The following is a 24380-nucleotide window of genomic DNA, read 5'->3' as shown; positions in this document are numbered from 1 at the left end:
CCACATCGATGTTGGGGCTGATCGTCGCGATCGCCACCCTTTATTCGATCACCGTCGGTCCAATGGACATCAGTTTCAGCGACAGTCTGCACAGCTTGCTGCTGCGCAGTGACACCATCGCCAATCATATCAATTTGGTGATCCACGAGATCCGTTTCCCGCGCACCTTGCTGTGCTTATTGGTTGGCGCGATCCTCGCGCTGTGCGGCACCGTGATGCAGGGGCTGTTTCGCAACCCATTGGCAGAGCCGGGGATCATCGGCGTCTCGGCGGGCGCGTCACTGGGCGCGGCACTGGCGATCGTCTTCCTCGGCAGTTTGAATTTTGACGCACGTTGGATGAACGCAATCACGTTGCCCTTGTGCGCATTTCTCGGCGGCGCGTTGACAACCATCATCGTCTATCGCTTGGGCACCAATAAATTCGGCACTTCCGTCACCATCATGCTGTTGGCTGGCGTCGCGATCAGCGCCGTGTCCGGAGCGGGCATTGGTTACCTCAATTATGTCGCCGACGATCAAATGCTGCGCGATTTGACCTTGTGGTCCATGGGCTCCTTTGCCGGAGCGAACTGGCAAAGCATCACCTTGTGCGCGCTGACGTTACTAGGGCTATACCTCTACTTTGCACGCCGAGCGATGGCGCTGAACGCGCTCCTGCTTGGCGAATCCGAAGCGCGTCACCTCGGCATTCCAATTCAGCGCCTCAAACGCGCGCTGATCGTCCTCAGTGCCGTTGGTGTGGGCGTCACGGTCAGTGCCGCCGGAATGATTGGCTTTGTTGGCTTGGTTGTCCCACACCTGGGGCGCATGTTGGTGGGGCCGGATCATCGTTATCTGCTGCCCGTTTCGGCATTGCTTGGCGCGCTGCTATTGACCATCGCCGACATGGTCGCACGGGTTGCCGCGACACCAGCCGAACTGCCGATTGGCATTGTCACCGCTCTGGTCGGCGCGCCTTTTTTCCTCTACCTTCTATTTCAGCAAAAAGGGAAGATTTTCTGATGTCGTCGATTGCCATTCAGGCGCATGGCCTGTCCGCTCGGTTTGGTGCTCGCACCGTGCTTGATGAGATTGATCTTGAGATTCGAGCAGGTGAAGTCACCGCGCTGCTCGGCCCTAATGGCGCCGGGAAAAGTACCTTATTGAAACTGCTCAGCGGCGAACTCGACAGCGCCGCACCGATCCACTTCTTTGGCCGCGCGCGCCATGAATGGCCGCCCGCAGAACTTGCCCGTCATGTGGGGCTACTGCCACAAAGCAGCAGCCTGAGTTTTCCATTTACCGCGCAAGAAGTAGTAGAGCTGGGCGCCATTCCTCTCCATGCCAGCAAGCAAGAGACACGTCAGCTCGCCCGTCATTACATGACGCAAACCGATGTGGTGCATCTTGCCGAGCGCGTCTATCCGGCGCTTTCCGGCGGTGAAAAGCAGCGGCTGCATTTGGCGCGCGTGCTGACACAATTGCATCAAAGCGGCGAACAGAAAGTGCTGATGTTGGACGAACCAACCTCGGCGCTTGATCTGGCCCACCAGCACAACACGCTGCGCATTGCGCGTGATTTAGCACGCACCCAAGCCTGCGCAGTGATTGTGGTGCTGCACGACCTCAACCTCGCGTCGCAATACGCAGACCGTCTGGTGCTGTTACACGAGGGAAAACTGGTGTGCGATGCACCGCCCTGGCAAGCGCTCAGCAGCGACCTCATCGAACGGGTGTACGGCTATCACGCAATGGTGGCACCGCATCCGCAATTGGATTTTCCGATGGTTTATCCAGCGGCTTAATCGCGACACCTTCTTCATCGCGACACCTTTCAGAAATGAAAAAGGCCAACATGAGTTGGCCTTTTGAGTTATGGGGTCGGTTACTGGCTCATGGTGACCAGCGATTTGCCGATCAACCACTCAACCTGTTTATCACTGCCATCACCCAGCTTTTCATCCGCAAGGCGGTACAAACGTTCAATGCCGTTTGATGCAAAGCTCTCTGCACGTTCCGTGGTCACAATGTGATGGAACAGCAGACGAAGGATGGCGATAAATTCCGAGTTATCTAACGCTTTCACCCAACTGGATGAGAACGAGTCTGTGCCATTGTCAAAATCCAGATGATCGATAAACATTTTAAAAATACGTCCATCGAGCGCGGAGGCGAAATCTGTTTTCTTCGGAAAATGGTGACTGATCCCAGTGCGTGACACACCCGTCTGCTGGCTTAGCGTGGTATATGACATTTTGTCGTATCCAAGTCGCAACAGTTGATCAACAACGGCATCCATGATCTTTTGAATTGTGATTTCTGTATCTTCTTTACTACGCTTTGGCATGGTTAAAGCTCTTCTTATGTAATCCCATATTGTTTTTTATTCGCTGACAAATCACGCAACAAGCCTACCAGCACTCGACTACATCACTGTACGAACATAACTGTACAAACATGGTTGCACGAACATGACTGTACAGTGGCAGGCTGCATCGCGAGGTCGATTCATCATTTATTATTTATCAATGCCCTATACCTTGCTGCCAAGACAACACACAAGCGCCCTAAGACCACCCGCGTGACAGACCGCATGCGAACCATGACCGACACGAATGGGTTCATTGAATGGATGAAAACACCCGAACAAACGTCATCAAACGACGACAAAATATTGCTAACTGGATTGAGGATAATCTTACAATCCATAAGCTATAGCAATGAAATTGGTGGCAGTATGACAAAATAATGGCACTAAAACTCACAAAAAATTGACTCACATCACATCTCCCCGCCAGAGATTCGCCATGATGCAAGAATTGAAATGTGACCCGATACGAAATATCACACTGTAAAACAGTGCAAAAACAGCAAGCTCTGACTCTGGAATACGGTTGCATACAGGGTTAGAATGACCATAACTTTTGTAAGAGGATTATGAGATGAGTAACGAAAGCTACGTAGAAACCGAAGTGTGTGAAGCGTGTGGTGTGGCCGGTGAAATGGGTTATATCATCCGTGAGGGCGATGATGTGGCAGAAGTGACTATCTTCGCTGACAGCCGTGAACAACTGAATGCTGAGCTAGAAAAATACCTCGCTGTTGCCAAACAGGTGAACGAGAACGTGCAACACGAAGTTCTGCCCCTCGCCGATGACGCAAAAGAATTGCACGCCCGCTTTCAGTTTGAAGTGAGCGCTGAAAAACTGATTTTCGAATTGAAAACTCGCTCACTGGCGCGTTAATTCGAAGTTCAAGCATCCGATGCTATGAAACGGGCCGACCTGGCCCGTTTTTTGTGACCTTTTCCCACGCTGCTCGCCTTTTCGCGCAACAGGGATTGAAGCCGCGCGCAATGCTGGCGATACTAACCAACGTGATTGTGACGACTACCGGAAGCCGCTATGCCGCGACTACTGCTTTGTTTAATGTTGTGCTTGCCCAGCATACCGCTGATGGCATCCCCGCTGGATCAATACCATATCCTCAATTATCTCGATAACTACGGGAACTTGGATCTGCGCAATAAGCCATTTACCAGCCTGCCCGATGGTCTGGAGGTAAAAGGCAACCTTAACATCGCCAAAACCGGCATTAGCCGCCTGCCCAACGGGCTCAAAGTCAATGGCAGCCTCGATGCATCAAACAGCCAGTTGGCGCGCGTCCAACGGGGCACATTTATTCGTGGTTACGCCAATTTGCTTGGGTCGAAGATCACCAACTGGCCAGCGGGCGTTAACGTCGGCGGCTATCTCAACTTTACTGACACGCCCCTTGCGACGCTGCCACCGCGTTTGACTGTGAAAGGCGATCTGAGCGTGATCCGCACGCCGTTAAGCAAGTTGCCCGAAGGCTTGGTTGTACAAGGCAGTTTGTTTATCGGCGGCTCGCAAATCACCACCTTCCCCGAAACCATGACGGTCCATGGCAATATCTATCTGGGCGGCAATCAGATCACCCAATGGCCAACAAAGTTAACCCTTGGCGGCGCTGTCGCCCGTTAACATCCCAGTTCCCAAAGACAAAAAAGAGAAGCCAAGGCTTCTCTTTTTTAGGCTGACGCTGCGCGTTATTTGCGATTACGCACCGGGTTGGCGTAACTATCAAGCAAGTACGCGTGCGCCCCTTCAGGCAATTGCGCCAATTTTTCATTCAGTTTCGCGCGCACAGCAGGCGTGATCTCATCACTCTCTTCACCGGCCGCCAACAGGTTGATGGGGTACAGCAGATAGTTTTCATGGATCTGACGATCAATCTCCTCAGCCAACGCTTCCGGCGTGTCAAAGGTTTGATCAATCACATGACCAAACGCAACATGCACGCGGCCTTTGTCACCGACAATGCCTTGAATGATACTTTCGATATCTTCAAATTCACCTTTTTCGTATTTGCCGTGCGTGGCTTTCTCATACAGTTCGCGCGCTTTGGCGATGTCACACGGGTCATTTTCGTAGGCAATCGACACTGGCACAATTTTCAGCGACTTAATGTAGTCCGCAAACTCAATCTTCTGTTTACGACCTTCCACATGGAACATCTTCAAAATAGCCGGATCAGTAAAATCGTTGCCATCTTTCGCGCGGCCTTCCTTCTGTGCAATCCAGATGGAGTTACCCGTTTCGAGCGAGTGTTTGATGTAACCCGACAGCGTGCCTAGTGCTTTCATCATTTCACGCGGGCCTTTGGCCGAACGTTTGACGATAAAGCTTTTGTTGAGCTTCATCAGCTCAGTGGCACATGGTTTTTTCAGTAAGTTATCGCCGATGGCGATGCGCACCGTCCGGTGACCGCTGATGTGCAGACCGTAATTCACCAACGCAGGATCCATCGCAATATCGCGGTGGTTCGATACGAACAGGTAAGCGGTGTTTTTGTCGAGCTGATTCAGACCACTGTAAGTCACGCCACGCGTGGTGTGTTCCAGCGTCTGGTCGAGGTATTTTTTCACTTCCAGTTGAATCGCTTCCACCGAAGTCAGCTTGGCCCATTTAAATTTGAGGTAGGCTTTAACAAACGGCCCCATCAGAGATTTTAGCCAAGACGGCTGGCGCTCAAACCGGTGCTGCAAAATGGCAGCAATAAACTCTTCGTCATTGATCAAACGATCAAGGGCCGCAGGAATCTCATCGTCGTTGTATGGACGAATATCTACAAAAGGATCAGTTGTTGAAGTCATATACTTATACGTCAAATAAAAAGCTGGCCTATTCTACGCATACTCATCGAGCGTCGCAGCTATCGTTACCACATAATTCATAAGGTCAGACCAGCTTTAATGAAAAAGGTTTCCATACGCGTCACATCGACGCGTGTTTCAATGCAACCCATTGAGTAATGCATTGAACGTGCCTGTTTGCAGCGCGAGAGAATTGGCTTTTGTGAGTGAAAGCGGTACCCTTAGCGCCCCAAATTATCTCGAGGCCATCCATGAATTACGCTATCCAGTCAGAAACGTGCTTATTTCCCTATTTAGAAGCCACGTCTCGCAAACGGGCCACCAAGCACAGCTTGATTCATGTGGAGCAAGGACTGGTGCTGATCAAATTGGGGAAACAGGAATACGCCGTGGAACCGAATCAAGCGGTGTGGATTCCCCTCGATTGTTTATGCGCGTTGACCTTCTTCCCGAACACCCAAATCAGCCGCGTCGATTTCTCTGTCCGTGTGCGTGATGTTTTTCCGCATCAAGCGGGCTTCGTACACCATAGTGCACTGAGTTTGGCAGTGCTGGAACGTTTACGTCGCACTCAACGCGAAGACGCAGTGTATCCGCATTTGCTGCAAGTCTTAAAAGCCGAAGTGCAAAACTTTGAACCGACGCTGCGCACCACGCCGTTTATGCAGGCGCTGGCAAATTGGTCGGTCACCGAACACGTCGGCATCAGCAAAGAGCAGCATTGGGTGCTGTTGGTACGCGAGGCGATGAAACGCCGTTTGTCCGGCGGAAAAGAAGAGGCCATTGTCGCGGAGCTGTTTGCCGACAATCACGCGCAATATCAGCAAATGTGCCAACTGGTGTTAGGCGACGCCCAATAAGACGATTTGATAAAAAAACACCTCCCAATGGGAGGTGTTTTTTTTGCGATTAGTCCACCACTTCGATATCCGTTTCCGGAATACAACAGCAAGCCAGCACAACCCCCATGTTGCGCTCATGCGCTTGGAGCGCAGGCACATCCGGTTGATGCACTTGACCAGATTCGAGGGTCACTTTACATGACCCACAGAAGCCTGCACGGCAACTGCTGGCAATCGCAATCCCCGCCGCTTCCGCTTGATCGAGCAAAGTCGCTTGGTTGTTGCCTTCAAACACGTTGCCGTTCACGCTCAATTGCAGGGTTTTAAATGCCTTGGTCACGCTCTGCGCCACACCGAACGCTTCCTGATGATAGGCCGCTTCTGGCAATCCTTGTTTTAACAACAGATTTTTAGCTTTTTGCATAAACCCATCCGGGCCACAGACAAACACTTGGCGAGCGGCCACATTGGGCACTTGCTTCAGGTGCGACAGTGAAAAGCGCCCTTTAAGACCAAACCAATCCACCGGAGGCTGCGTCAATGAGATAAAGACTTTCAATCCGTCAAACTCGCGATTGAGCTGTTCCAGTTCTTCGCGAACGGGAATGTCTTCCTCCGCGCGGCATTGATGGTAGAACACCACATCGTTAATTTGCTGGTGATCGACCAAATAACGCAACATCGAGAGCATCGGCGTCACGCCACTGCCCGCAGACAGGAGCAATAAGGGCTGCTGGTGCAGCGCTTGTTCAAGATGGAAACTGCCATCCGGCAGTTGGGTGGCCAGCGTATCGCCCACTTGCAGGTTTTCCGCCAACCAATTGGACACTCGCCCACCATCAATGCGTTTCACCGAAATCGCCAAGCGTCCGGGGCGTGAGGGGCTGGATGAGAGCGTGTAGCGGCGCGCGACATTTTCGCCATCCACCACCACTTCGATCGGCAGGTGCTGACCCGGTTGGTAACTCGGTGCTTGGCCGTGTTGCGGTTCAAGCCAGAAGGTCACAAAGTCTCGCGCAATCTCTTCACGCTCGACACACGTCATCAGGTAGTGGCTTTGACCATGGTCGGGGTAATACTCTTTCTCTTTATATTCGAGCACTTCCACCACATCACCCGTGCGGATCATGCCTTCATTTTTAGCCACTAAGTTCTGGCCGAAAAATACGCCCCCGCGTTCATTGGCACGAAACTGAGACAGCGTTCGCAGCGGCTCTTTGGTTGGACGAAACTCACCTTTCTGTACGTCGACGGTGGTCAAAATACAACGCTCGCACGGTTTTACGGCTTCAAACTCCACCTCACCAATGCGAATGCGTTTCCAGCTATCTTCGCCAAACGGTTCAGTGCCCGACACCACCAAATTGGTACGAAACTGATCCATGCTGTGCTGTTCTGGGCTGCGACGATTGAGTTCTTGCAACGAGCCTTCACTGATCACCAGCAGAGGGTAGCCATCGGCAAAGCTGACATTGCCGCCCACTTTCTCACGCACACGGTTGGATTGCTCGCCGCTGAACAGCAACTCAACGCGCTGCCCCAACACAGCGCTAAACCAATCATCGGCGTCATCGGTGGTGGTGTACGCGGTGAAGTTGTCTTTCCACACTTGCGCAGGCGCTTCTTGCATTTTGAAATCTTGGTAGCGCAGTTTCAAAGGCGGCTGCCCCTGAGCAGAAAAAATCAAGCCATCCGGCGTTAAGGTGGAGCGCACCTTGACCATGCTCGGGTATTTACGCGCGGTCACCATGCTGCCGTCGGCCAATGCCACCATGAAGCGTCGGTCAAACATCAGGCCCTGTTTTTCAACCCAAGCATTCGAAAGCGCAATGCCTCCGACGGATTTGACCGGATAAACGTTAATTTGAGAAAGATGAGCTGACGACATTGCAATTCCTTACGCATGATGATGATTCGACGATGATAAAACAAAAATCGTCAGGCGACTAATCGCGATACCGATCGCCCCTGCGCCTCACACAAAACTAATGAAAATGGCGATTTGGTGCGATTTTCAAAGAAAAGAGTGAAATGACGACCCTTTTCCTCTATCATCCTGTCGCCTAAACGGAAGCGTTTGCGCAGAAGACATCGCTGGCCGTTTTGGCTCCAATCACTTAACAAATCCATGGTGGGAGCAATTCATGACAACTCTAACGATCACACGTCCTGACGACTGGCACGTTCACCTTCGCGATGGCGAAGTGCTGACTGACACCGTGCGCGATATCAGCCGTTACAACGGACGCGCGCTAATCATGCCCAATACTGTCCCACCGGTGACCACGACGGAAATGGCCCTCGCCTACCGCGAACGCATCATGGCGGCCAAACCACAAAGCCAGTTTCAACCTCAGATGGCACTGTACCTCACCGACAACACTTCCCCTGAAGAGATTCGCAAAGCCAAAGCCTCTGGCGCTGTGGTTGCTGCGAAATTGTACCCAGCGGGTGCCACAACCAACTCAGATTCAGGTGTGACGTCTGCAAAAAATATCTACCCAGTGCTGCAAGCCATGCAAGAAGAAGGCATGTTGCTGCTGGTTCACGGCGAAGTGACCACGCACGACATCGACATTTTCGACCGTGAAAAGACGTTCCTAGAGACCGTGCTGGCGCCCATCGTCAACGATTTCCCCAATCTGAAAATCGTATTGGAACACATCACCACCGCAGAAGCGGTCGAATTTGTGAAGAACGCGAGCGACAACGTGGCCGCGACCATTACGGCGCACCACTTATTGTTTAACCGTAACCACATGTTGGTTGGCGGCATTCGCCCACACTTCTACTGCTTACCTATTTTAAAACGTGCCACGCATCAGCATGCGCTGGTTGCTGCTGCAACGTCAGGGAGCAAGAAATTCTTCCTCGGCACCGACTCGGCGCCACACGCCAAAGGTAAGAAAGAAGCTGCATGTGGTTGCGCGGGTTCTTACACAGCGCACGCCGCGCTAGAACTATACGCAGAAGTGTTTGAACTGGAAGGTAAACTGGATCAACTGGAAGCTTTTGCGAGCCACAACGGCCCAGATTTCTACTGCCTGCCGCGCAACAGCGACACCGTGACGCTGACCAAACAAGCGTGGGACGTCCCGGCATCCATGCCATTTGGCGGCGAAACGGTTGTGCCAATCCGCGCTGGCGAAGCCGTGCAGTGGACGGTGAAATAAGCCGCTAAGCCACGACGTTAACGGCTGCATGGCAAACACAAAAAAGGAGAGGCTCACCTCTCCTTTTTTAATCCGTTTTAGGCAGTGCGTTCAAGCAACAGCAACACTTCAGCATGCTCGGTGTGCGGGAACATATCAAACCATTGCAGCTTCACCGCGCGATAGTCCGTCAGTTGTTCCACATCGTTTTTCATCGTCAATGGATTGCAGCTGGAGTAGATGATATGTTTCGGGGCCAACATCGCGAGTTGCTGGGTCAGCGCATCCCCTAAACCACGGCGAGGCGGATTCACCAACACCAAATCCGGCGCCACGTCCTGCCCCAATGAAAACTGCGCCGAATCGAGCGCCGCGAAGCTGAGATTATCAATCCCCATCGCGCTGGCCGAGCGCTTGGCACTGGCGATCGCTTCCGGCTCAATCTCAATCCCGGTGACTGCCGTGGTGAGTGATGCACAATGCAGTGCAAAGCCACCCACCCCACAAAACAGATCCCACATGTGCGCCGGCGCTAACTCGCGCACCCATTGACGCGCGGTGGCGTACAACGATGACGCGACCTGCGGGTTGGTTTGGAAAAAGCTTTTCGGACGAATCACCATCGGCACATCGTTGAACTGCTCCATCAACACTTGCGTGTCAGTGAGAAAAATCTCTTCCTCACCTTCAAGCCTTGCCATGTGCACGGGCTGAATATTGACCGATACGACTTCAATCGCCGGGAACGCCGCCAACAATGCAGGCAAATTGCGTTCAATTCGCGGCAGCACCGCTGTGCTGCGGCTGACAAAGCGCAGCATGAACTGGCCGTTGTGTTCGCTGCGAGTCAGCAGGATGAATTTGAGTTCGCCCTTTTTCTTGGCTTTGTTGTAGGGCGGAATGCCCGCAATGCGAATCCATTGCTGCAGATATTCGAGCAACGCTTGCGTGGGTGCCGGATAGAGTGGGCACTGCGTGAGTGACAACGCAGCGCCGTCAAGTTGACTTTCAATGCCAAGAATCGGCGCATGTGCGGCGCCGAGCACCACCATTTTGGCTTTATTGCGAAATGCGGTTTCTTGACTGCGCATGGGCGCCAGCCATTGCTGTGGCGCCAAGTTCGTCAGCAGTGCTTTGAGTTGGTTATCTTTGATCTCAACCTGAGAAGCGTAAGGCGTGGCGCAATGCGTGCAAGACGTGCAGCGTTGCTGTTCAAAGAATTCACAATGCATATAGGGTGACTGCCGGAAAAAGAAAAGCGCTAGTCTATTCCTTCACTGACAAATCACCATTGAAATGTTTTATCTTCACGACAACGATTTATTTATTGGCCGCGTACTTTGTGCACAACTTCCATCACGGCCACAATCACTAAGCCTGCAACCAGACCAATCAAGCCATTGAGCACCACCGGAACCAGTGAATTCACCAATGACAGATTCGGCAAATCCATCAACACGGGTTCAATCCAGTGATGAATCATCGGTACGTTGTGCACCACAATGCCACCGCCAACCAAGAACATCGCCGCCGTGCCGACCACGGTAAGCGCTTTCATCAACTTCGGCGCAAAACTGACTAACACACCGCCCACGCTTGCTAGCCACCCTTGGCCTTTGGACTTGCGTTCAAGATAAAAGCCCAAGTCATCCAACTTGACGATCCCGGCCACCAGCCCGTACACCCCTGCGGTCATGATCATGGCAATCAAGCTCACCACCACAATTTGCGTCATCATCTCTTTGCCTTGAACGGTGCTCAGCGCAATCACAATGATTTCGGCCGACAGAATAAAGTCGGTGCGGATTGCCCCTTTCACTTTCTTCTGCTCGTACTCTTCCAAACTGAGCTGCCCCAATGCTTCTAGGGCTTCTTCCGGTGATGTCTCCGGCTGTGTATGAAACAGCTTTTCCAGCACTTTCTCTGCGCCTTCAAAACAGAGGAACAACCCACCCAGCAGCAGTAGCGGCATGATGAGCCAAGGCGCAATTGAACTGATGATTAGCGCAGCCGGCACCAAAATGAATTTGTTGCGAAACGATCCTTTGGCCACCGACCACACCACCGGGATCTCTCGCTCTGCCGTTACGCCCGACACTTGCTGGGCATTCAACGCCAAATCATCACCCAGTACCGCTGCGGTTTTTTTGGCCGCTACTTTCGACATCACGGCAACGTCATCCAGCACCGTCGCAATATCGTCCAACAAAGTCAGTAAGCTCGCTCCAGCCATGAACAGTCTCTTTTTGTTATCAGGAATCGATGAAACGAAATGTAACACTAACCCGGTGAATCGGTTAGTCATAACCACAAGAAAAGTCGCAAAACACGCCGACACCCTGAGCCACAGTTGCACACCGGGCATTCGCGGATTACTCTGCATAGCTTGTTCCACTTACAGGGAAAGTCCATGAACTCTGCATACACCTACCCCATTGGCACGCCAGGTCAACCTTGGGGTGAATCTGAACGCCAAGCTTGGCGCGCACAAACCACCGTCAAACGAGAATACCAACGTGAAGTGGTGCCCAAAATTGAGGCGTTGCGCTCAGCTTTTGAGGTCGAACAATATGGCGCACTGTCGTACGATCCGGCGCGTTTTCCGCTGTTTTGCATCAAAACCCGCGATTGGCAAGCCGATAAGCCGACCATGTTGATCACCGGTGGCGTGCACGGGTACGAAACCAGTGGCGTTCACGGCGCGCTGAAATTTCTCGCGACCCAAGCCAAACGCTACGAATCTCATGTCAACATTGTGGCCGCGCCTTGTATCAGCCCATGGGGTTACGAGACGATCAACCGCTGGAACCCAAATGCGATTGATCCCAACCGGTCGTTTTATGCCGAAACCCCGGCTGAAGAATCCGCGAATCTGATGGCCCTCGTGGCAACGCTGCCAAACATCTTGATGCACATTGATTTGCACGAAACCACCGATACTGACGAAAGTGAGTTTCGCCCGGCATTGGCGGCACGCGATGGTATCGCCTATGACGCCGGCATCATTCCGGATGGCTTTTACACCGTTGGCGACAGCGACAACCCACAACCTGAATTTCAGGCGGCAATCATTCAATCGGTGCGCCAAGTGACCCATATCGCGCCAGCCGATGACAACGGCGAAATTATTGGCTCGGCAGTGGTGCAAGACGGCGTGATTCTTTATCCGATGAAGGCACTCGGCCTGTGCGGCGGCGTGACCAATTGTGTGTATGGCTCCACCACCGAAGTGTACCCAGACAGCCCGAGCGTTACCGATGAAGAGTGTAACGATGCGCAAGTGGCTGCGATTGTTGGCGCGCTGGACTATGTGTTGACTCAGATTAAGTGAGTTGAATGTGCTGGCTGAGGTTTAACGCCAACACCGCCGTGTATCGCGCCTCATGGCGATCACAACAAACGGTTTTTATATTGCTCCGGGGTCTGCCCGGAGTATTTTTTAAACATCGCAATAAACGGACTGGCTTGGTTGTATCCCAACGTAAGCGCCACTTCTTTCACCGAATGCCCGTTGCGCAGCAAATCCATCGAATACAGATACCGCACGCGCAGTCGCCACTCGGTAAAACTCATGCCCAACTCCGCCTGACAGTGCCTCGCCAAGGTGCGCTCCGTGGTGTGCACGCGCTCCGCCCACTGTTGCAAGCTGGTGTCATCGGTCGGGTTCTCTTCCACCGCCGACAAAATCGGCGCTAAATACTTATTGCTGCTTGATGGCAGAAAATGGTGCTGAGTTTCACGGGTTGCCAACTGATCGAGCAACACTTGCACCAAACGCAGGTCCTGCGGCGCCTCCGCCACGCTGATTTCCCTTTGACGAAAATCATCAATGATCGCCGAAACAATTGGCGTGACTTTGATCAGGCTGGTTTTGCTGGGGAATGCCGTGGTCATCGCCGCAGCGATGTTGAGGGAACAATACTCGATTGGTTTGCGATTGTAACTGCGATGGCGAATACCGGCTGGCACCCAAATCGCCAAATGAGGTGGCGCCAGAAAACGCGTGTCTTCCGCTTCCATCTCCAAAATCCCCCCCGAGATGAGCTGAACCTGCCCCCAGGGGTGGCTGTGTTCGCGCGTTTCGGTATTAGACAAAAACGCCTCGAAATTCATAAATACGTCGGATGGTGCACGCTCGATTGATAATGATGGATGAAGGTTTCTGGCGCGTTTTTTCAAACTTGTCTTCCTATCGCTCGCAATGTCGTTTTAGAGATATATGTAATTATATAGACCTGTCAAACTAGTTTCCATGACGCAAATTGAGACGAGGCGCACATGATTTATCTTCTTCCACTGTTTACTGTGCTGATTTGGGGTGGTAACTCCATCGTCAATAAACTTGCAGCCAGCACCATCGAACCCAGTGCGATGAGCTTCTATCGCTGGTTTTTAGCCATGTTGATTTTAACGCCGTTTTGTTTGCCAGCGGTGATTCGTCAGCGTCACATCATCAAACCCTATTTAGCGAAATTGGCCTTTTTGGCCTTGCTCGGCATGGTGCTGAACCAATCGCTCGGCTATTACGCTGGGCTGACCACCACCGCGTCTAACATGTCGCTCATCACCTCGCTGGTGCCGTTGATGAGCGTGTTCATCAGCGTGCCGCTGCTGAACAAACGCATTTCCGGTTTGAGTATTGTTGGCGGCGTGATTTCGTTGTCAGGGCTGGCATTTATGCTGGGTCAGGGCGATGTGCTGTTCTTTCTCAACCAAGACGTGACGCAAGGCGACGGCTTGATGGTCTTGGCGGCACTGGTGTACGCGATTTACTGCGTGCTGTTAAAACGCTGGAAAATGCCATTGAGCAACTGGACGTTAATCTACCTGCAAGGCGTGTGTGCGGTCATTATGCTGGTGCCCTTATGGCTAAGCAGCGACCACTTGCTTCCAACCGAAGGGTCGCTGCCGCTGATCGCTTACGCTGGAGTTGCGGCCTCTTTGCTAGCACCTTGGATGTGGATCAAAGCCATCGATGCGATTGGTGCAGATTCTACCGCTATGTTTATGAACTTGCTGCCCGTGGTTGCGGTCAGCTTAGCGGCCACGCTGCTGGGCGAACAGATTCACGTTTATCATGTCTTGGGCGGCGTGATGGTGGTCAGTGGGGTGATTCTGTCGCAACTGAAAGTACGTCGCAGAGTAATCAAACCCGTTGAAAACGCAGCGCAGGCGTAAGCATGAATGCTCATATGAGCATCAAAAGCCACGGCAGGTCATGTTCGTTTTATGTGAAACGAAGCTTAAAACGAACAGCAACGTTGTAAAACTCTCGCTAATCAATTGAATTTAGTGTGCTAAACCGTACACTTGTAGCAATTCAATGTATAAGGACATGCCTGTGAAAGCGGTAAAACGCCATCAAGAAATCATCGAATTGGTTCAAAGCCAAGGGTTTGTCAGCACCGACGAACTGGTTGAACGATTCAATGTAAGCCCACAAACCATTCGCCGTGATCTGAATGAGCTGGCGGATGACAACAAATTGCGTCGCAACCACGGCGGCGCCACCATTGCAACCAGTTCTGAAAACTCGTCCTATCATACGCGTCAGGTGACATCGCAAGGCGAAAAAGAGAAAGTGGCCTCCGCGCTGGTCAAACACATTCCCGACGGTGCCACGCTGTTTATCGACATCGGCACCACCCCCGAAGCGGTGGCTCGCGCTTTGATGGACGAACACCATAACTTGCGCATCGTGACCAACAACATCAATGTCGCAACCATTTTGATGGCGAAACCGGATTTCAGTATCATTTTGGCCGGCGGTGAAGTGCGCAACAAAGATGGCGGCGTCACGGGGGAAGCCACGCTCGATTTCATCTCTCAATTCCGGCTTGATTTTGGCATTCTCGGCATCAGTGGTATCGACTACGACGGTTCGCTGCTCGATTTCGACTACCATGAAGTGCGAGTGAAACGTGCCATTATCGAAAACAGCCGCTGTGTCTTTCTCGCCGTCGATCACAGTAAGTTTGGCCGCAACGCCATGGTGAAGCTCGGCACGCTGGCCGATGTGGATTTGATCATCACCGATCAAGAACCACCAAAAGAAATCGCGAATTTTGCGAAAGAGCACGAAGTCACCATTCAAGTGGCTTAATTAGAAAGCGCGAGTCCGCGCTTTCTTTCGTTTTCGCCCACCCGCGCACAAAATCCGGACATCAGACTAATGTCATCTTGCCTTTCGCGCTTATCTGATATTAATATCACTATCTCATTGTTGCTCTTAGATTATTATCCTTAAATGCAGAAGATTCTCCGCCTTGTTCAAGAAAACCAAGTGATCACCAGTTACGAAAATCTGGAGAGTACGCTGGCGGCGCTAAATAATATTATCGACCACGAATACTTCTTGTTTGGACTGTCATTGCAACCGACACTGACCACCAGTGAAACCATAATCACCGATAACTACCCAGCCAGTTGGCGTCAGCAATACGATGAAGCGGGCTTCATGCACGTTGACCCGATCGTGCAATACAGCATGACCAACTTTTTACCGATTCGATGGTCGCAGATTCCCGTGGCATCCAATCAAGCGCACGAAATGTTTGAAGAAGCGCGAATTAACGGCTTAAAAGAAGGGTTTTCGATTCCGATTCACGGCCTGCGCGGTGAGTTTGGGATGTTGAGTTTCGCCACCTCGGATACGCGCCATTACGAGCTCAACTGTGACGCGATTCAAACCTCGCAACTGATCATTCCACTGCTGTCGCACAACATTCATAACATCGCACGCTGCCACAAAGATGCGGCGCCGCGTATTGAATTGACCGCCCGTGAAAACCAATGCCTCACTTGGGCAGCAGAGGGGAAAAGTGCGTGGGAGATTGCCAAGATCATCGACACCTCTGAGCGCACGGTGAAATTTCATATCGCCAATGCCTGTAAAAAGCTTGGCGCGACGAATCGCTACCAAGCTATCACTAAAGCCATCTTAGGTGGCTATATCAATCCTTACATTTGAATCAAGCGCCCACACTCTCACGATAGTGGTCGTTCATGGGGATCAACAGCGCTACGGAGCGCGTATCGCCCAGCATGTGAACCTGCTTGTCCCCCACCCGCTCACACGGAATGCCCAGTCGCTTAATCAGCTTTTCTACGCCAGTCGAGGTGACGGTCACATACCGTTCAATGCCTTGACGCTGCGCGTGATGATAGAGCGATTGGAACATCTTCATCGTCACGTTACTCACCCCGCCGGATTGCGCCGAAAACTCTTTGTCGACCGCAAAACGACTCAGTTCATAGATACGCTTGCCTTTCGGGGCCTGTACGTCACCCAGAAGCTCCGGAAAGGTATCTTTGAGCATGTAGTTGTCTGTGGTTGGCAAAATGCGCCAGCAGCCAATCAGGTGCCCTTCATCCCCTTTTGCATAGAGGTAATGGGCACTTGGAATGTCGTACTCGTCGCTTTCTAACCCTTCATGGGTTTCCAGCTCCCAGTGCAAACGTTCAGAGAACACCTTAAAGCGCAGTTTAAGCAGCGCCAGGTAGTCGTGTGCTGGAACGGTAGTGAATTGATAACTGTGGATTGAGATACTCATCGGACTTCTCCTATTGGTTAATGGAGAAATCACGCTAAACAATCTCTTAAATGAGGAAACCTGTCCGATCGAACAGTTACGTCTTAGCCTTGTTTACATTATTATCAGGCCCTCTGATTTACTAGCAATCAGTTGGCTAAAAATTAAGGTACACCCGAATATAATTAATCGTACCATTCCGACATGAGACCCCTTTTGTTGCACGCAAAAGGGGTTTTTTCTTGCCTTTTTCACCGGCAAAGCGAAACAAAATGAACAAAACATTGCGAATAAGTTATAGATTCGTTATTAGTACAGAACAATCCCTTGTCCGTGTTGAATAATGAAGGATCAGCCTATGAGCAGTGGCAAACGAGATATTACTCTGCGTTTTTTAGCAGAGCCCGGTGATGTGAATTTTGGTGGTAAAGTGCACGGCGGCGCCGTGATGAAATGGATCGACTTGGCGGCCTACGCCTGTTCTGCGGCTTGGAGTGGCAAATACTGCATCACCGCTTACGCCGGGGGCATTCGTTTTGTGGCGCCGATTCATGTCGGCAATTTGGTCGAAGTGAGTGCCAAAGTGATTTACACCGGCAAAACCTCCATGCACGTCGCGATTGATGTTCAGGCCAGCGATCCAAAAGAGTTAAAAAACCGTCTGACCACGCATTGCATCGTGATCATGGTCGCCGTGGATGAAAGTGGTAAACCCACCGCAGTACCGGAATGGATCCCCACCACGCAAGAAGACATCGAACTGCACAACTCCGCCGTCCGATTGATGAATATGCGCACCGAAATTGGCGAAGAGATGGAAGCGCACGTGAAATACCTTAAAGCCAAATAGCCCTTTCGCACCGCTTTACGTCACAGCGGCGCTTCAGCCGCTGTGTTCCTATCAACCTCAGTCTTTCCATCAACTGCAGTCTTTCGATCAACCACACTCTTCTCATCAACCGCAGGCCTCGAATCAACCGTTGTTGCAGCCAATCACCGGCCACTGTCATCGAACGTTCATTTTTCTCTGCTTTAATGCGCGATGATCAGGCAAACGTGTGCCTGACACGACCGAGAAAACAGACCCATGGCATTAACGCTCAGCGATATCACTCTCAGTGAAACAACCTTATCCAATCCAAAAGCCGTCGAGTACCAATGGGTTCGCACCCTGTATGTTGAAGGGTATCAGCCCACCGAAATCAACCACTATATTAACGCTTGCTTTGGCGGGGATGACACCTTTGCCGATCTGTTTCGTAAAGTCGCGCTACAGCAAGAGAGCCTGTACGTGCTGCTGCAATACATCGGATGCGCACCGTCCAGTCGTGAGTTCTGATTTTTCTGCAGGATTTGCGCCGCTTACACCAACAATTCAGATCTGACTCGCACTCCTTTTCCGCTCGCCTTTTGTCCATTCACACCGTCTATATACTGAATCGGTTTCCGCATGGAAGGCCATCTCACGAGGCCAACCCCAAACGGCTGACATAAAAAAACCTGAGCTCAGCTCAGGTTTTGGTTACAAAAACTGTTAGTCATGATACGTAAGGAATAGAGCTAACAGCCAGCTATGCGTAACGCCAGAATTGTCTCCTTCTTAACTGATCGGCGGCCAAACCAAAAGTGTTAAGGGTGGACAAAATGGGCGACCTTGCGGTCGCCATTATCGTTGTTATCCTTTGACACCACCAGCTGTCAGGCCTCCGACTAACCAGCGTTGTGCAAGCAGGAATACGATAGTGATTGGTAGTGCAGACAAGACTGCCGCTGCCGCGAAGTCGCCCCACAAGTAGTTCTGAGGGTACAAATACTGCTGCATACCAACCGCGAGTGTGTACGAGTTTACATCAGAAAGTAGTAACGATGCTACCGGAACTTCACCCACCACCATGATAAACGACAGGATGAACACCACGGCGAGAATCGGCACAGACAACGGTAACAAGACCAGTCTGAACGCTTGCCAAGGGGTTGCACCATCCAGTGCCGCCGCTTCTTCCAGCGAATTATCAATCGTTTCAAAGTACCCTTTAATCGTCCATACGTGCAGCGCAATACCGCCTAAGTAAGAGAAGATCAGGCCGCCATGCGTGTTCAACCCGAGGAACGGAATGTACTGTCCTAGCTTGTCAAACAGTGCGTAGATAGCCACCAGCGCCAGTACCGCAGGGAACATTTGGAAAATCATCATCGCTTTCAGGATGGTTTCTTTGCCTTTAAAGCGCATACGAGCAAACGCGTAAGCCGATGTGGTCGACAGCGACACAATCAGCACGGATGAGATTGCCGCGATTTTCACCGAGTTCCACAACCAAGTCAGTACCGGGAAAGGTGGCGGTGTTACGCTACCATCCGCGTTGGTGACCGAAAAGCCCAGCGCCAGTTTCCAGTGTTCCAGAGACGGGTTGTCTGGAATGAGGCTACCCGTTGCGAAGTTACCTTCACGAAATGAGATAGCGACAATCATCAACAGTGGAAAGATGATGAGTGACAAAAATGCCCACAATGCGATGTGTGTGGCCCACACACGGTACTTGAGCGATTTACCTTGAACCATTGCCATCGTCGTCGCTCCTCTTAATTCTGACTGACTTTAGTGAAACGTAGGTTGATGAGTGCCAGTGCACCGACCAACAGGAAGATCAGCGTTGCAATCGCACTTGCCAGACCGAAGTCTTGACCACCTGCGCCTTCAAACGCGATACGGTAGGTATAGCTCACCAAAAGGTCGGTATAACCTGCTGGCTCCGAGGTGCCGATCATGTTCGGGCCACCAGCGGTCAACAATTGGATCATCACGAAGTTGTTGAAGTTAAACGCGAAGCTTGCAATCAATAGCGGTGTCAGCGGTTTAATCATCAGAGGCAGCGTGATCTTCTTGAAGTTCTGCACAAAGTTCGCGCCGTCAATCGCTGACGCTTCGTATAAATCTTCCGGAATAGCTTTCAACAGGCCCATACACAGAATCATCATGTAAGGGAAACCCAGCCACGTGTTGACGATCATCACCATGGATTTCGCCAGGAATGGGTCTGAGAACCAAGCTGGGCTGATCCCAAACAGCGCTTGTAGCACCATGTTGATTTCACCAAAGCTTTGGTTGAACAAGCCCTTAAAGATCAGAATCGAAATGAACGCCGGCACCGCGTAAGGCAGAATCAGCAGCACACGATATACCGCGCGGCCTTTCAGCTCTTCCCACTGCACCACACTCGCCAGAATCAGACCGATGATGAGCGTAAAGATCACCGTCAACACGGAGAACACAACCGTCCAGATGAAGATGCTGATAAACGGCTCTTTGATGCCATCATCTTTCCACACACGTTCGAAGTTGTGTGTCCCGATAGAGACCACAAAACCTGGCGACACCGTGTTGCCCACAAACGCGCCGTTTTCATCGATTGGCTGGTAGAAACCCAGCTCCATATTCGGGCGCAGCGTTTCACCGGTGCGGTTGTTGTAAAGCGTTTCACCATCCTCTTGCATGGTGTACAACGGAACGACCGCCGCGAACTTACGCAGGCCACTCATGCGAATGTCATCGCCCGATGGGAAGTGCAAGTCCAATCCGCCCAGCGCACTACGATTGCTGATGATGGTTTTAATCGGTTCTTTCTCACCGCTCATGGCGTCAATCGGAGCAAGGTCTAGATCCGAAGGCACATTGGTAATCGAGAACGCCGGGGTTGCGTACAGTTTGTCACCGTCTTCAATCGAGATGCGGTAACCATCTTCTGTGCTGTAGAGATGAAATGAATAACTTTCTCCGCTTTGGAACGTACGGTCCATCAGGACAGATTGTGCACGCTCGTAAGAGAGTTGGTTTTTGGCGCTGTAGTTGGTAAACGCCAGGTTCACCGTATAGGCTAATGGGAAAAGGATGAATAGGATCATCCCGGCGACACCTGGATAGATATAACGATGCGCGTATGTTTTCTTGCTGCCGAAAATGTAGAGCGCAAGAGCGGTTAGAATCAGGGTCAGCAAAGCAAAAGCCAGCTCACCGCGGGAATACATTAGAATCGTTGCATAGCCATTCACGATACCCACTGCGCCTAATACGGCCCATTTGATGAATGCGCGCTTGTTGGCCGGGAGTGTCGTTGCTGGTGCTGACATCGCCTCTGTACCTTGAATTGACTGCATAGAACAACCTGCTAGCGAAATAAAAAAAGGGAAAGTAAGGAGAGGTTGCCCCCTCCTCAAAATAGTTGACGAAGGATGGTTTATTTCGTCATTTGTTTTTCTGCGTCTGCCAGAGCAGCGTCTACAGTCTGGCGGCCATCAACGACGTTGATAATGGCGTTTTTCGCTGCGCCCCAGAATGCGTTCATTTGTGGAATGTTCGGCATGATTTCACCGTTCATGGCGTTATCCATGGTCGCTGCGATACGTGCATCTGCATCCAGTTCACGTTGGAATGAGTTCAGTGCAACCGCGCCCAGTGGCTTGTCGTTGTTCATCGCACGCAGACCGTCGTTAGTCAGCAGGTAGTTCTCGATGAATTCAACAGCCAAATCACGGTTTGGAGACGCTGTGCTGATACCCGCAGTCAATACACCCACGAATGGTTTAGAAGACTGACCGTTGAATTTCGGCAGCGTGGTGACACCGTAGTTGACGCCTGATTTGTCGATGTTGCTCCAAGACCAAGGACCATTGATGGTCATCGCCGTGTTGCCTTTGATGAACTGCGCTTCAGACACTGAGTAGTCCATGTCCGCAGAGATCACGCCGCTGTCCACCAAGCCTTTCACGAAGCTCATCGCTTCTTTCACGCCTTTCTTGTCGATACCCGCGTCTTTCACGTCGTAGCCGTCAGAGGTGTATTTGAATGCGTAACCGCCGTCAGCAGCCATCAGAGGCCATGTGAAGTACGGTTCTTTCAGGTTCCACATGATTGCAGACTTGCCGTTTTTCTTCAGTTTCGCGTCAAGCGCAGCCACTTCTTCCCAAGATTTTGGTGGGTTTGGCACAAGGTCTTTGTTGTAGATCAGAGATAGCGATTCAACCGCAACTGGGTAGCCAATCAGTTTGCCGTTGTATTTCACAGCATCCCACGCGAAATCAACGATGCCGTCTTTCACTTTTTGAGATGGCTTGATTTCAGCCAGCAGGCCAGCTTCAGCGTAACCACCGAAACGGTCGTGAGCCCAGAACACGATATCAGGACCATCACCCGTCGCAGCGGTTTGTGGGAACTTGTCTTGTAGTCCATCAGGATGCGCCACGGTCACTTTGATACCCGTGTCGGCTTCAAACTGTTTACCAACTTCTGCAAGACCGTTGTAACCTTTGTCACCGTTGATCCAGATAGTCAGTTGTCCTTCTTGAATAGCAGCGTGTGCACCAAAAGAACCAAGAGCGACCATAGTACTTAGCGCTACCGTGCTTAGGGCGTTTTTCATGTTCATATCCTTTTTATTAGTGTTGTAGGGCTCACCAGGTGAGGTTTCGCCGTATTTCGCCATATATCATCAGAAAAAACGGGCTCGTCCTCATCCTCCTACTCCCTACGCCCTTTGCATTATGGCGTATTTTCGTGATCTCTATCGTTGAGAGTTCGAGACAAAAGTCACAAAAAAAACAAGGTTTGTGATCATTATCAAGTTGATGGCAATCAATAATTTGAACTCGATCAGACTTGGTGTTTCTCTCACCCCTCCACCTCCTCCTTGACTACTCCCCCTGCAAAAAAAGTGATTAGGAGGATGTATTCACTCCCTGATTCACAGAAACTGCATACATCCAAGAGTGGATGGTAAGAACCTTTCCAGTATGTCAGATAATACTGGCTTGCATCGCCGAATTGGTTTGCTGTCACAGAGGGTGCGTTCGTGGTAATTATTGTACGGGGGAGACGTGCATCTGTGTCGGGGGAAGCAAACGATTCTTGGCTTTGATGGGTGATGGTTTCTTCAGATCTTTTGTCTGAGGCATCACCCTTTCTTTTCTTACTTGCCAGCTCTTTGATGCATCAACATAAAAGGTATGTGCGGCCTGGCCGCGGAATCATTCACACTCACCAGAGCGTTGATTCACCTAAAACGTATTCCTACTGTTATTGCTCGCAGACATTTTTTATAAAAAAGTTCATATAATGACGAGCAGTAATCATTAAAAAATCTTGATCCGAGGACGAGCTAGATGGCGAGTGTCACGTTAAAAAATGTATGTAAAGCTTACGGCGATGTGCTGATTTCTAAGAATGTCGATTTGGACATCAAAGAGGGTGAGTTTGTCGTCTTCGTCGGTCCATCAGGCTGTGGTAAATCGACCCTTCTGCGCTGTATCGCGGGCTTGGAAGACATCACTTCCGGCGACCTATTCATTGGCGACCAACGCATGAACGACACCGAACCTTCCAAACGTGGCGTGGGTATGGTGTTCCAATCTTACGCACTCTACCCGCACCTCAACCTGCACGATAACATGTCGTTTGGCCTGAAATTGGCAAAAGCCGATAAGAAAGAAATCAGCAAACGCGTCGAACACGCCGCCGAAATTCTTCAACTGAGCCACCTGCTAGATCGTCAACCGAAAGCGCTGTCTGGTGGTCAACGTCAACGTGTGGCCATCGGCCGTACACTGGTCTCGCAACCGAATGTCTTCCTGCTGGATGAACCGCTGTCTAACTTGGATGCGGCGCTGCGTGTTCAGATGCGTTCTGAAATCACCAAACTGCAACGTAAACTGGGCTGCACCATGATTTACGTTACCCACGATCAGGTCGAAGCGATGACCATGGCTGACAAGATTGTGGTCCTCGATGCAGGCTTTGTATCACAAGTGGGTAAACCGCTTGAGTTATACCACTACCCACAAAACCGCTTCGTGGCAGGTTTCATCGGTTCTCCGAAAATGAACTTCATGAGTGTGACGGTTGATGAAGCCGAGAAAGAGCGCGTAAAAGTGAGCTTGTCGAATGGCTTCTCATTCTGGATTCCTGTGGATGGCACCACGGTCACACCGGGCTCTCGCATGTCTTTGGGCGTACGTCCTGAACACTTGGTTGAAGCCGACGACGGCGATGCACGCATCGAAGGCAAAGTGATGATTGTGGAGAAACTGGGCAACGAAACTCAGGTGTACATGAACGTGAAGGGTTCTGATTCAGACATCATCTACCGCCAACCAGACACGCTCGATATCGAAGTGGGTGATACACTGACTATCGGTATTCCAGCGCACCGTTGTCACCTATTCCACAGCGATGGCCGCGCGTGCCAACGTCTGTTCCAAGAGAAAGGCGTCGAGTTCCTGAGCGAATAAGCGCAACCTTTCAACACACAAAAAACGGCCGCTTGCATCAAGGGGCCGTTTTGCATTCTGCGCCAATTGTGAGCGATTCACTTTCGCCTGCCATCGTGCCCGCCGTCAGCGTGAGCGGTAACTGCTCCGCCCCAAGGCCTAAGGTGAGCGTTGTTTGCCCTTGCAAGCGATGCAAAATCCGGCTGCCAGACGCCGAAACCACACTCACCGAACCAGAAAAACTGGCCTGACTTTCGACCGTCAGGTGCAATGTGTGCTCGTTGTCGAGGGTGCAGTCCACCTGCAATTGCCCCTCCAGTAAGGCGACATGTGTCATCTCATGCCCTTGCGCCATCGCGGCGGTTGAGAGAAGCAAAAAAGCGGCGCATAGCGCCGCTGTCTCGTGATGTGTCATAGCCAACGTGCCGTTGTCGCGCTGC

24 protein-coding genes are annotated in these 24380 nt (G+C 51.4%); 13 read left to right on the top strand and 11 right to left on the bottom strand.

Going from position 1 to position 24380, the window contains the following annotated elements; all coding sequences use genetic code 11:
• The first annotated feature begins 8 nt into the window (after positions 1-8).
• Both VFA_RS14930 and VFA_RS14925 read left to right on the top strand, forming a co-directional pair.
• On the top strand, positions 9-1004 hold the full coding sequence (locus VFA_RS14930; protein WP_004727686.1) for a FecCD family ABC transporter permease: 996 nt from the start codon (positions 9-11) through the stop codon (positions 1002-1004).
• Positions 1004-1786: a heme ABC transporter ATP-binding protein gene (locus tag VFA_RS14925; protein WP_004727685.1), complete on the top strand. Its 783-nt coding sequence runs from the start codon at positions 1004-1006 to the stop codon at positions 1784-1786. Before VFA_RS14930 ends, VFA_RS14925 begins: the two co-directional genes overlap by 1 nt.
• 80 nt (positions 1787-1866) lie before the next feature.
• Here the strand turns inward: VFA_RS14925 and VFA_RS14920 are convergent, their stop codons facing one another.
• Positions 1867-2328 carry a TetR family transcriptional regulator gene (locus VFA_RS14920; protein ID WP_004727684.1) on the bottom strand — a complete coding sequence of 154 codons (462 nt, stop codon included), beginning with the start codon at positions 2326-2328 and terminating at the stop codon, positions 1867-1869.
• 595 nt (positions 2329-2923) lie between these two features.
• Here VFA_RS14920 and VFA_RS14915 point away from each other — a divergent pair.
• Together VFA_RS14915 and VFA_RS14910 are read left to right on the top strand one after the other, a co-directional pair.
• Positions 2924-3226, top strand: coding sequence for a YfcZ/YiiS family protein (locus VFA_RS14915; protein ID WP_004727683.1), 303 nt, complete (start codon positions 2924-2926; stop codon positions 3224-3226).
• A gap of 159 nt (positions 3227-3385) precedes the next feature.
• Complete coding sequence (locus tag VFA_RS14910; RefSeq protein WP_038151876.1) at positions 3386-3985, top strand: hypothetical protein; 600 nt, start codon at positions 3386-3388, stop codon at positions 3983-3985.
• Positions 3986-4050: 65 nt separating this feature from the next.
• Here the strand turns inward: VFA_RS14910 and VFA_RS14905 are convergent, their stop codons facing one another.
• Positions 4051-5157 (bottom strand): 1-acyl-sn-glycerol-3-phosphate acyltransferase, encoded by a 1107-nt coding sequence (locus tag VFA_RS14905; protein ID WP_004727681.1) that lies wholly within the window; start codon positions 5155-5157, stop codon positions 4051-4053.
• Positions 5158-5408: 251 nt separating this feature from the next.
• Between VFA_RS14905 and VFA_RS14900 the strand changes: the two genes are divergently transcribed.
• Complete coding sequence (locus tag VFA_RS14900) at positions 5409-6017, top strand: hypothetical protein (RefSeq protein WP_038151874.1); 609 nt, start codon at positions 5409-5411, stop codon at positions 6015-6017.
• Between the two features lie 49 nt (positions 6018-6066).
• Here VFA_RS14900 and VFA_RS14895 read toward each other — a convergent pair whose 3' ends face one another.
• Positions 6067-7887: an MOSC N-terminal beta barrel domain-containing protein gene (locus tag VFA_RS14895; RefSeq protein WP_004727679.1), complete on the bottom strand. Its 1821-nt coding sequence runs from the start codon at positions 7885-7887 to the stop codon at positions 6067-6069.
• A 256-nt stretch (positions 7888-8143) separates the two neighbouring features.
• Here VFA_RS14895 and pyrC point away from each other — a divergent pair, with 256 nt between their 5' ends.
• The gene (gene pyrC / locus VFA_RS14890; RefSeq protein ID WP_004727678.1) at positions 8144-9172 is read left to right on the top strand and encodes a dihydroorotase; all 1029 of its coding nucleotides are present in this window, start codon (positions 8144-8146) and stop codon (positions 9170-9172) included.
• Between the two features lie 77 nt (positions 9173-9249).
• On the opposite strand, the gene rlmC is transcribed toward pyrC, so the two are convergent.
• Positions 9250-10383, bottom strand: a complete 1134-nt coding sequence (rlmC, locus tag VFA_RS14885) for a 23S rRNA (uracil(747)-C(5))-methyltransferase RlmC (protein ID WP_004727677.1) — start codon at positions 10381-10383, stop codon at positions 9250-9252.
• 92 nt (positions 10384-10475) lie between these two features.
• On the bottom strand, positions 10476-11384 hold the full coding sequence (locus VFA_RS14880) for a DUF808 domain-containing protein (protein WP_004727676.1): 909 nt from the start codon (positions 11382-11384) through the stop codon (positions 10476-10478).
• Positions 11385-11561: 177 nt separating this feature from the next.
• Between VFA_RS14880 and VFA_RS14875 the strand changes: the two genes are divergently transcribed.
• Positions 11562-12482 (top strand): M14 family metallopeptidase, encoded by a 921-nt coding sequence (locus VFA_RS14875; protein ID WP_004727675.1) that lies wholly within the window; start codon positions 11562-11564, stop codon positions 12480-12482.
• Between the two features lie 59 nt (positions 12483-12541).
• On the opposite strand, the gene VFA_RS14870 is transcribed toward VFA_RS14875, so the two are convergent.
• Positions 12542-13330 (bottom strand): AraC family transcriptional regulator, encoded by a 789-nt coding sequence (locus VFA_RS14870; RefSeq protein ID WP_014258049.1) that lies wholly within the window; start codon positions 13328-13330, stop codon positions 12542-12544.
• A gap of 99 nt (positions 13331-13429) precedes the next feature.
• Between VFA_RS14870 and VFA_RS14865 the strand changes: the two genes are divergently transcribed.
• The 3 genes from VFA_RS14865 (at position 13430) to VFA_RS14855 (ending at position 16121) form a co-directional block, all read left to right on the top strand.
• Positions 13430-14329, top strand: coding sequence for a DMT family transporter (locus tag VFA_RS14865; RefSeq protein ID WP_004727673.1), 900 nt, complete (start codon positions 13430-13432; stop codon positions 14327-14329).
• A 163-nt stretch (positions 14330-14492) separates the two neighbouring features.
• Positions 14493-15254: a DeoR/GlpR family transcriptional regulator gene (locus tag VFA_RS14860; RefSeq protein WP_004727672.1), complete on the top strand. Its 762-nt coding sequence runs from the start codon at positions 14493-14495 to the stop codon at positions 15252-15254.
• Between the two features lie 144 nt (positions 15255-15398).
• The gene (locus VFA_RS14855) at positions 15399-16121 is read left to right on the top strand and encodes a LuxR family transcriptional regulator (protein ID WP_004727671.1); all 723 of its coding nucleotides are present in this window, start codon (positions 15399-15401) and stop codon (positions 16119-16121) included.
• A 1-nt stretch (position 16122) separates the two neighbouring features.
• Here the strand turns inward: VFA_RS14855 and VFA_RS14850 are convergent, their stop codons facing one another.
• Entirely contained in the window at positions 16123-16704 is a 582-nt protein-coding gene (locus VFA_RS14850) for an acyl-homoserine-lactone synthase (protein ID WP_004727670.1), read from the bottom strand.
• Between the two features lie 337 nt (positions 16705-17041).
• On the opposite strand from VFA_RS14850, the gene VFA_RS14845 reads away from it, so the two are divergent.
• Both VFA_RS14845 and VFA_RS14840 read left to right on the top strand, forming a co-directional pair.
• Positions 17042-17533, top strand: coding sequence for an acyl-CoA thioesterase (locus VFA_RS14845; RefSeq protein WP_004727669.1), 492 nt, complete (start codon positions 17042-17044; stop codon positions 17531-17533).
• A 237-nt stretch (positions 17534-17770) separates the two neighbouring features.
• The gene (locus tag VFA_RS14840) at positions 17771-18022 is read left to right on the top strand and encodes a hypothetical protein (RefSeq protein ID WP_004727668.1); all 252 of its coding nucleotides are present in this window, start codon (positions 17771-17773) and stop codon (positions 18020-18022) included.
• Between the two features lie 336 nt (positions 18023-18358).
• Here the strand turns inward: VFA_RS14840 and malG are convergent, their stop codons facing one another.
• The 3 genes from malG to malE form a co-directional block, all read right to left on the bottom strand.
• The gene (gene malG, locus VFA_RS14835; RefSeq protein ID WP_004727667.1) at positions 18359-19249 is read right to left on the bottom strand and encodes a maltose ABC transporter permease MalG; all 891 of its coding nucleotides are present in this window, start codon (positions 19247-19249) and stop codon (positions 18359-18361) included.
• Positions 19250-19263: 14 nt separating this feature from the next.
• Positions 19264-20835: a maltose ABC transporter permease MalF gene (malF, locus tag VFA_RS14830; RefSeq protein ID WP_038151870.1), complete on the bottom strand. Its 1572-nt coding sequence runs from the start codon at positions 20833-20835 to the stop codon at positions 19264-19266.
• A gap of 80 nt (positions 20836-20915) precedes the next feature.
• Positions 20916-22097 (bottom strand): maltose/maltodextrin ABC transporter substrate-binding protein MalE, encoded by a 1182-nt coding sequence (gene malE / locus VFA_RS14825; protein ID WP_038152314.1) that lies wholly within the window; start codon positions 22095-22097, stop codon positions 20916-20918.
• Between the two features lie 739 nt (positions 22098-22836).
• Here malE and malK point away from each other — a divergent pair.
• The gene (gene malK / locus VFA_RS14820; protein WP_004727664.1) at positions 22837-23961 is read left to right on the top strand and encodes a maltose/maltodextrin ABC transporter ATP-binding protein MalK; all 1125 of its coding nucleotides are present in this window, start codon (positions 22837-22839) and stop codon (positions 23959-23961) included.
• Between the two features lie 37 nt (positions 23962-23998).
• Here the strand turns inward: malK and VFA_RS14815 are convergent, their stop codons facing one another.
• Positions 23999-24355, bottom strand: coding sequence for a hypothetical protein (locus VFA_RS14815; protein ID WP_231623316.1), 357 nt, complete (start codon positions 24353-24355; stop codon positions 23999-24001).
• Between the last annotated feature and the right edge of the window lie 25 nt (positions 24356-24380).

The sequence above is a fragment of the Vibrio furnissii CIP 102972 genome (assembly GCF_000176175.1).
Classification (GTDB): Bacteria; Pseudomonadota; Gammaproteobacteria; order Enterobacterales; family Vibrionaceae; genus Vibrio; species Vibrio furnissii.
The sequence above is the reverse complement of the archived record's forward strand: the minus strand, read 5'-3'. Positions and strand labels throughout refer to the sequence as shown.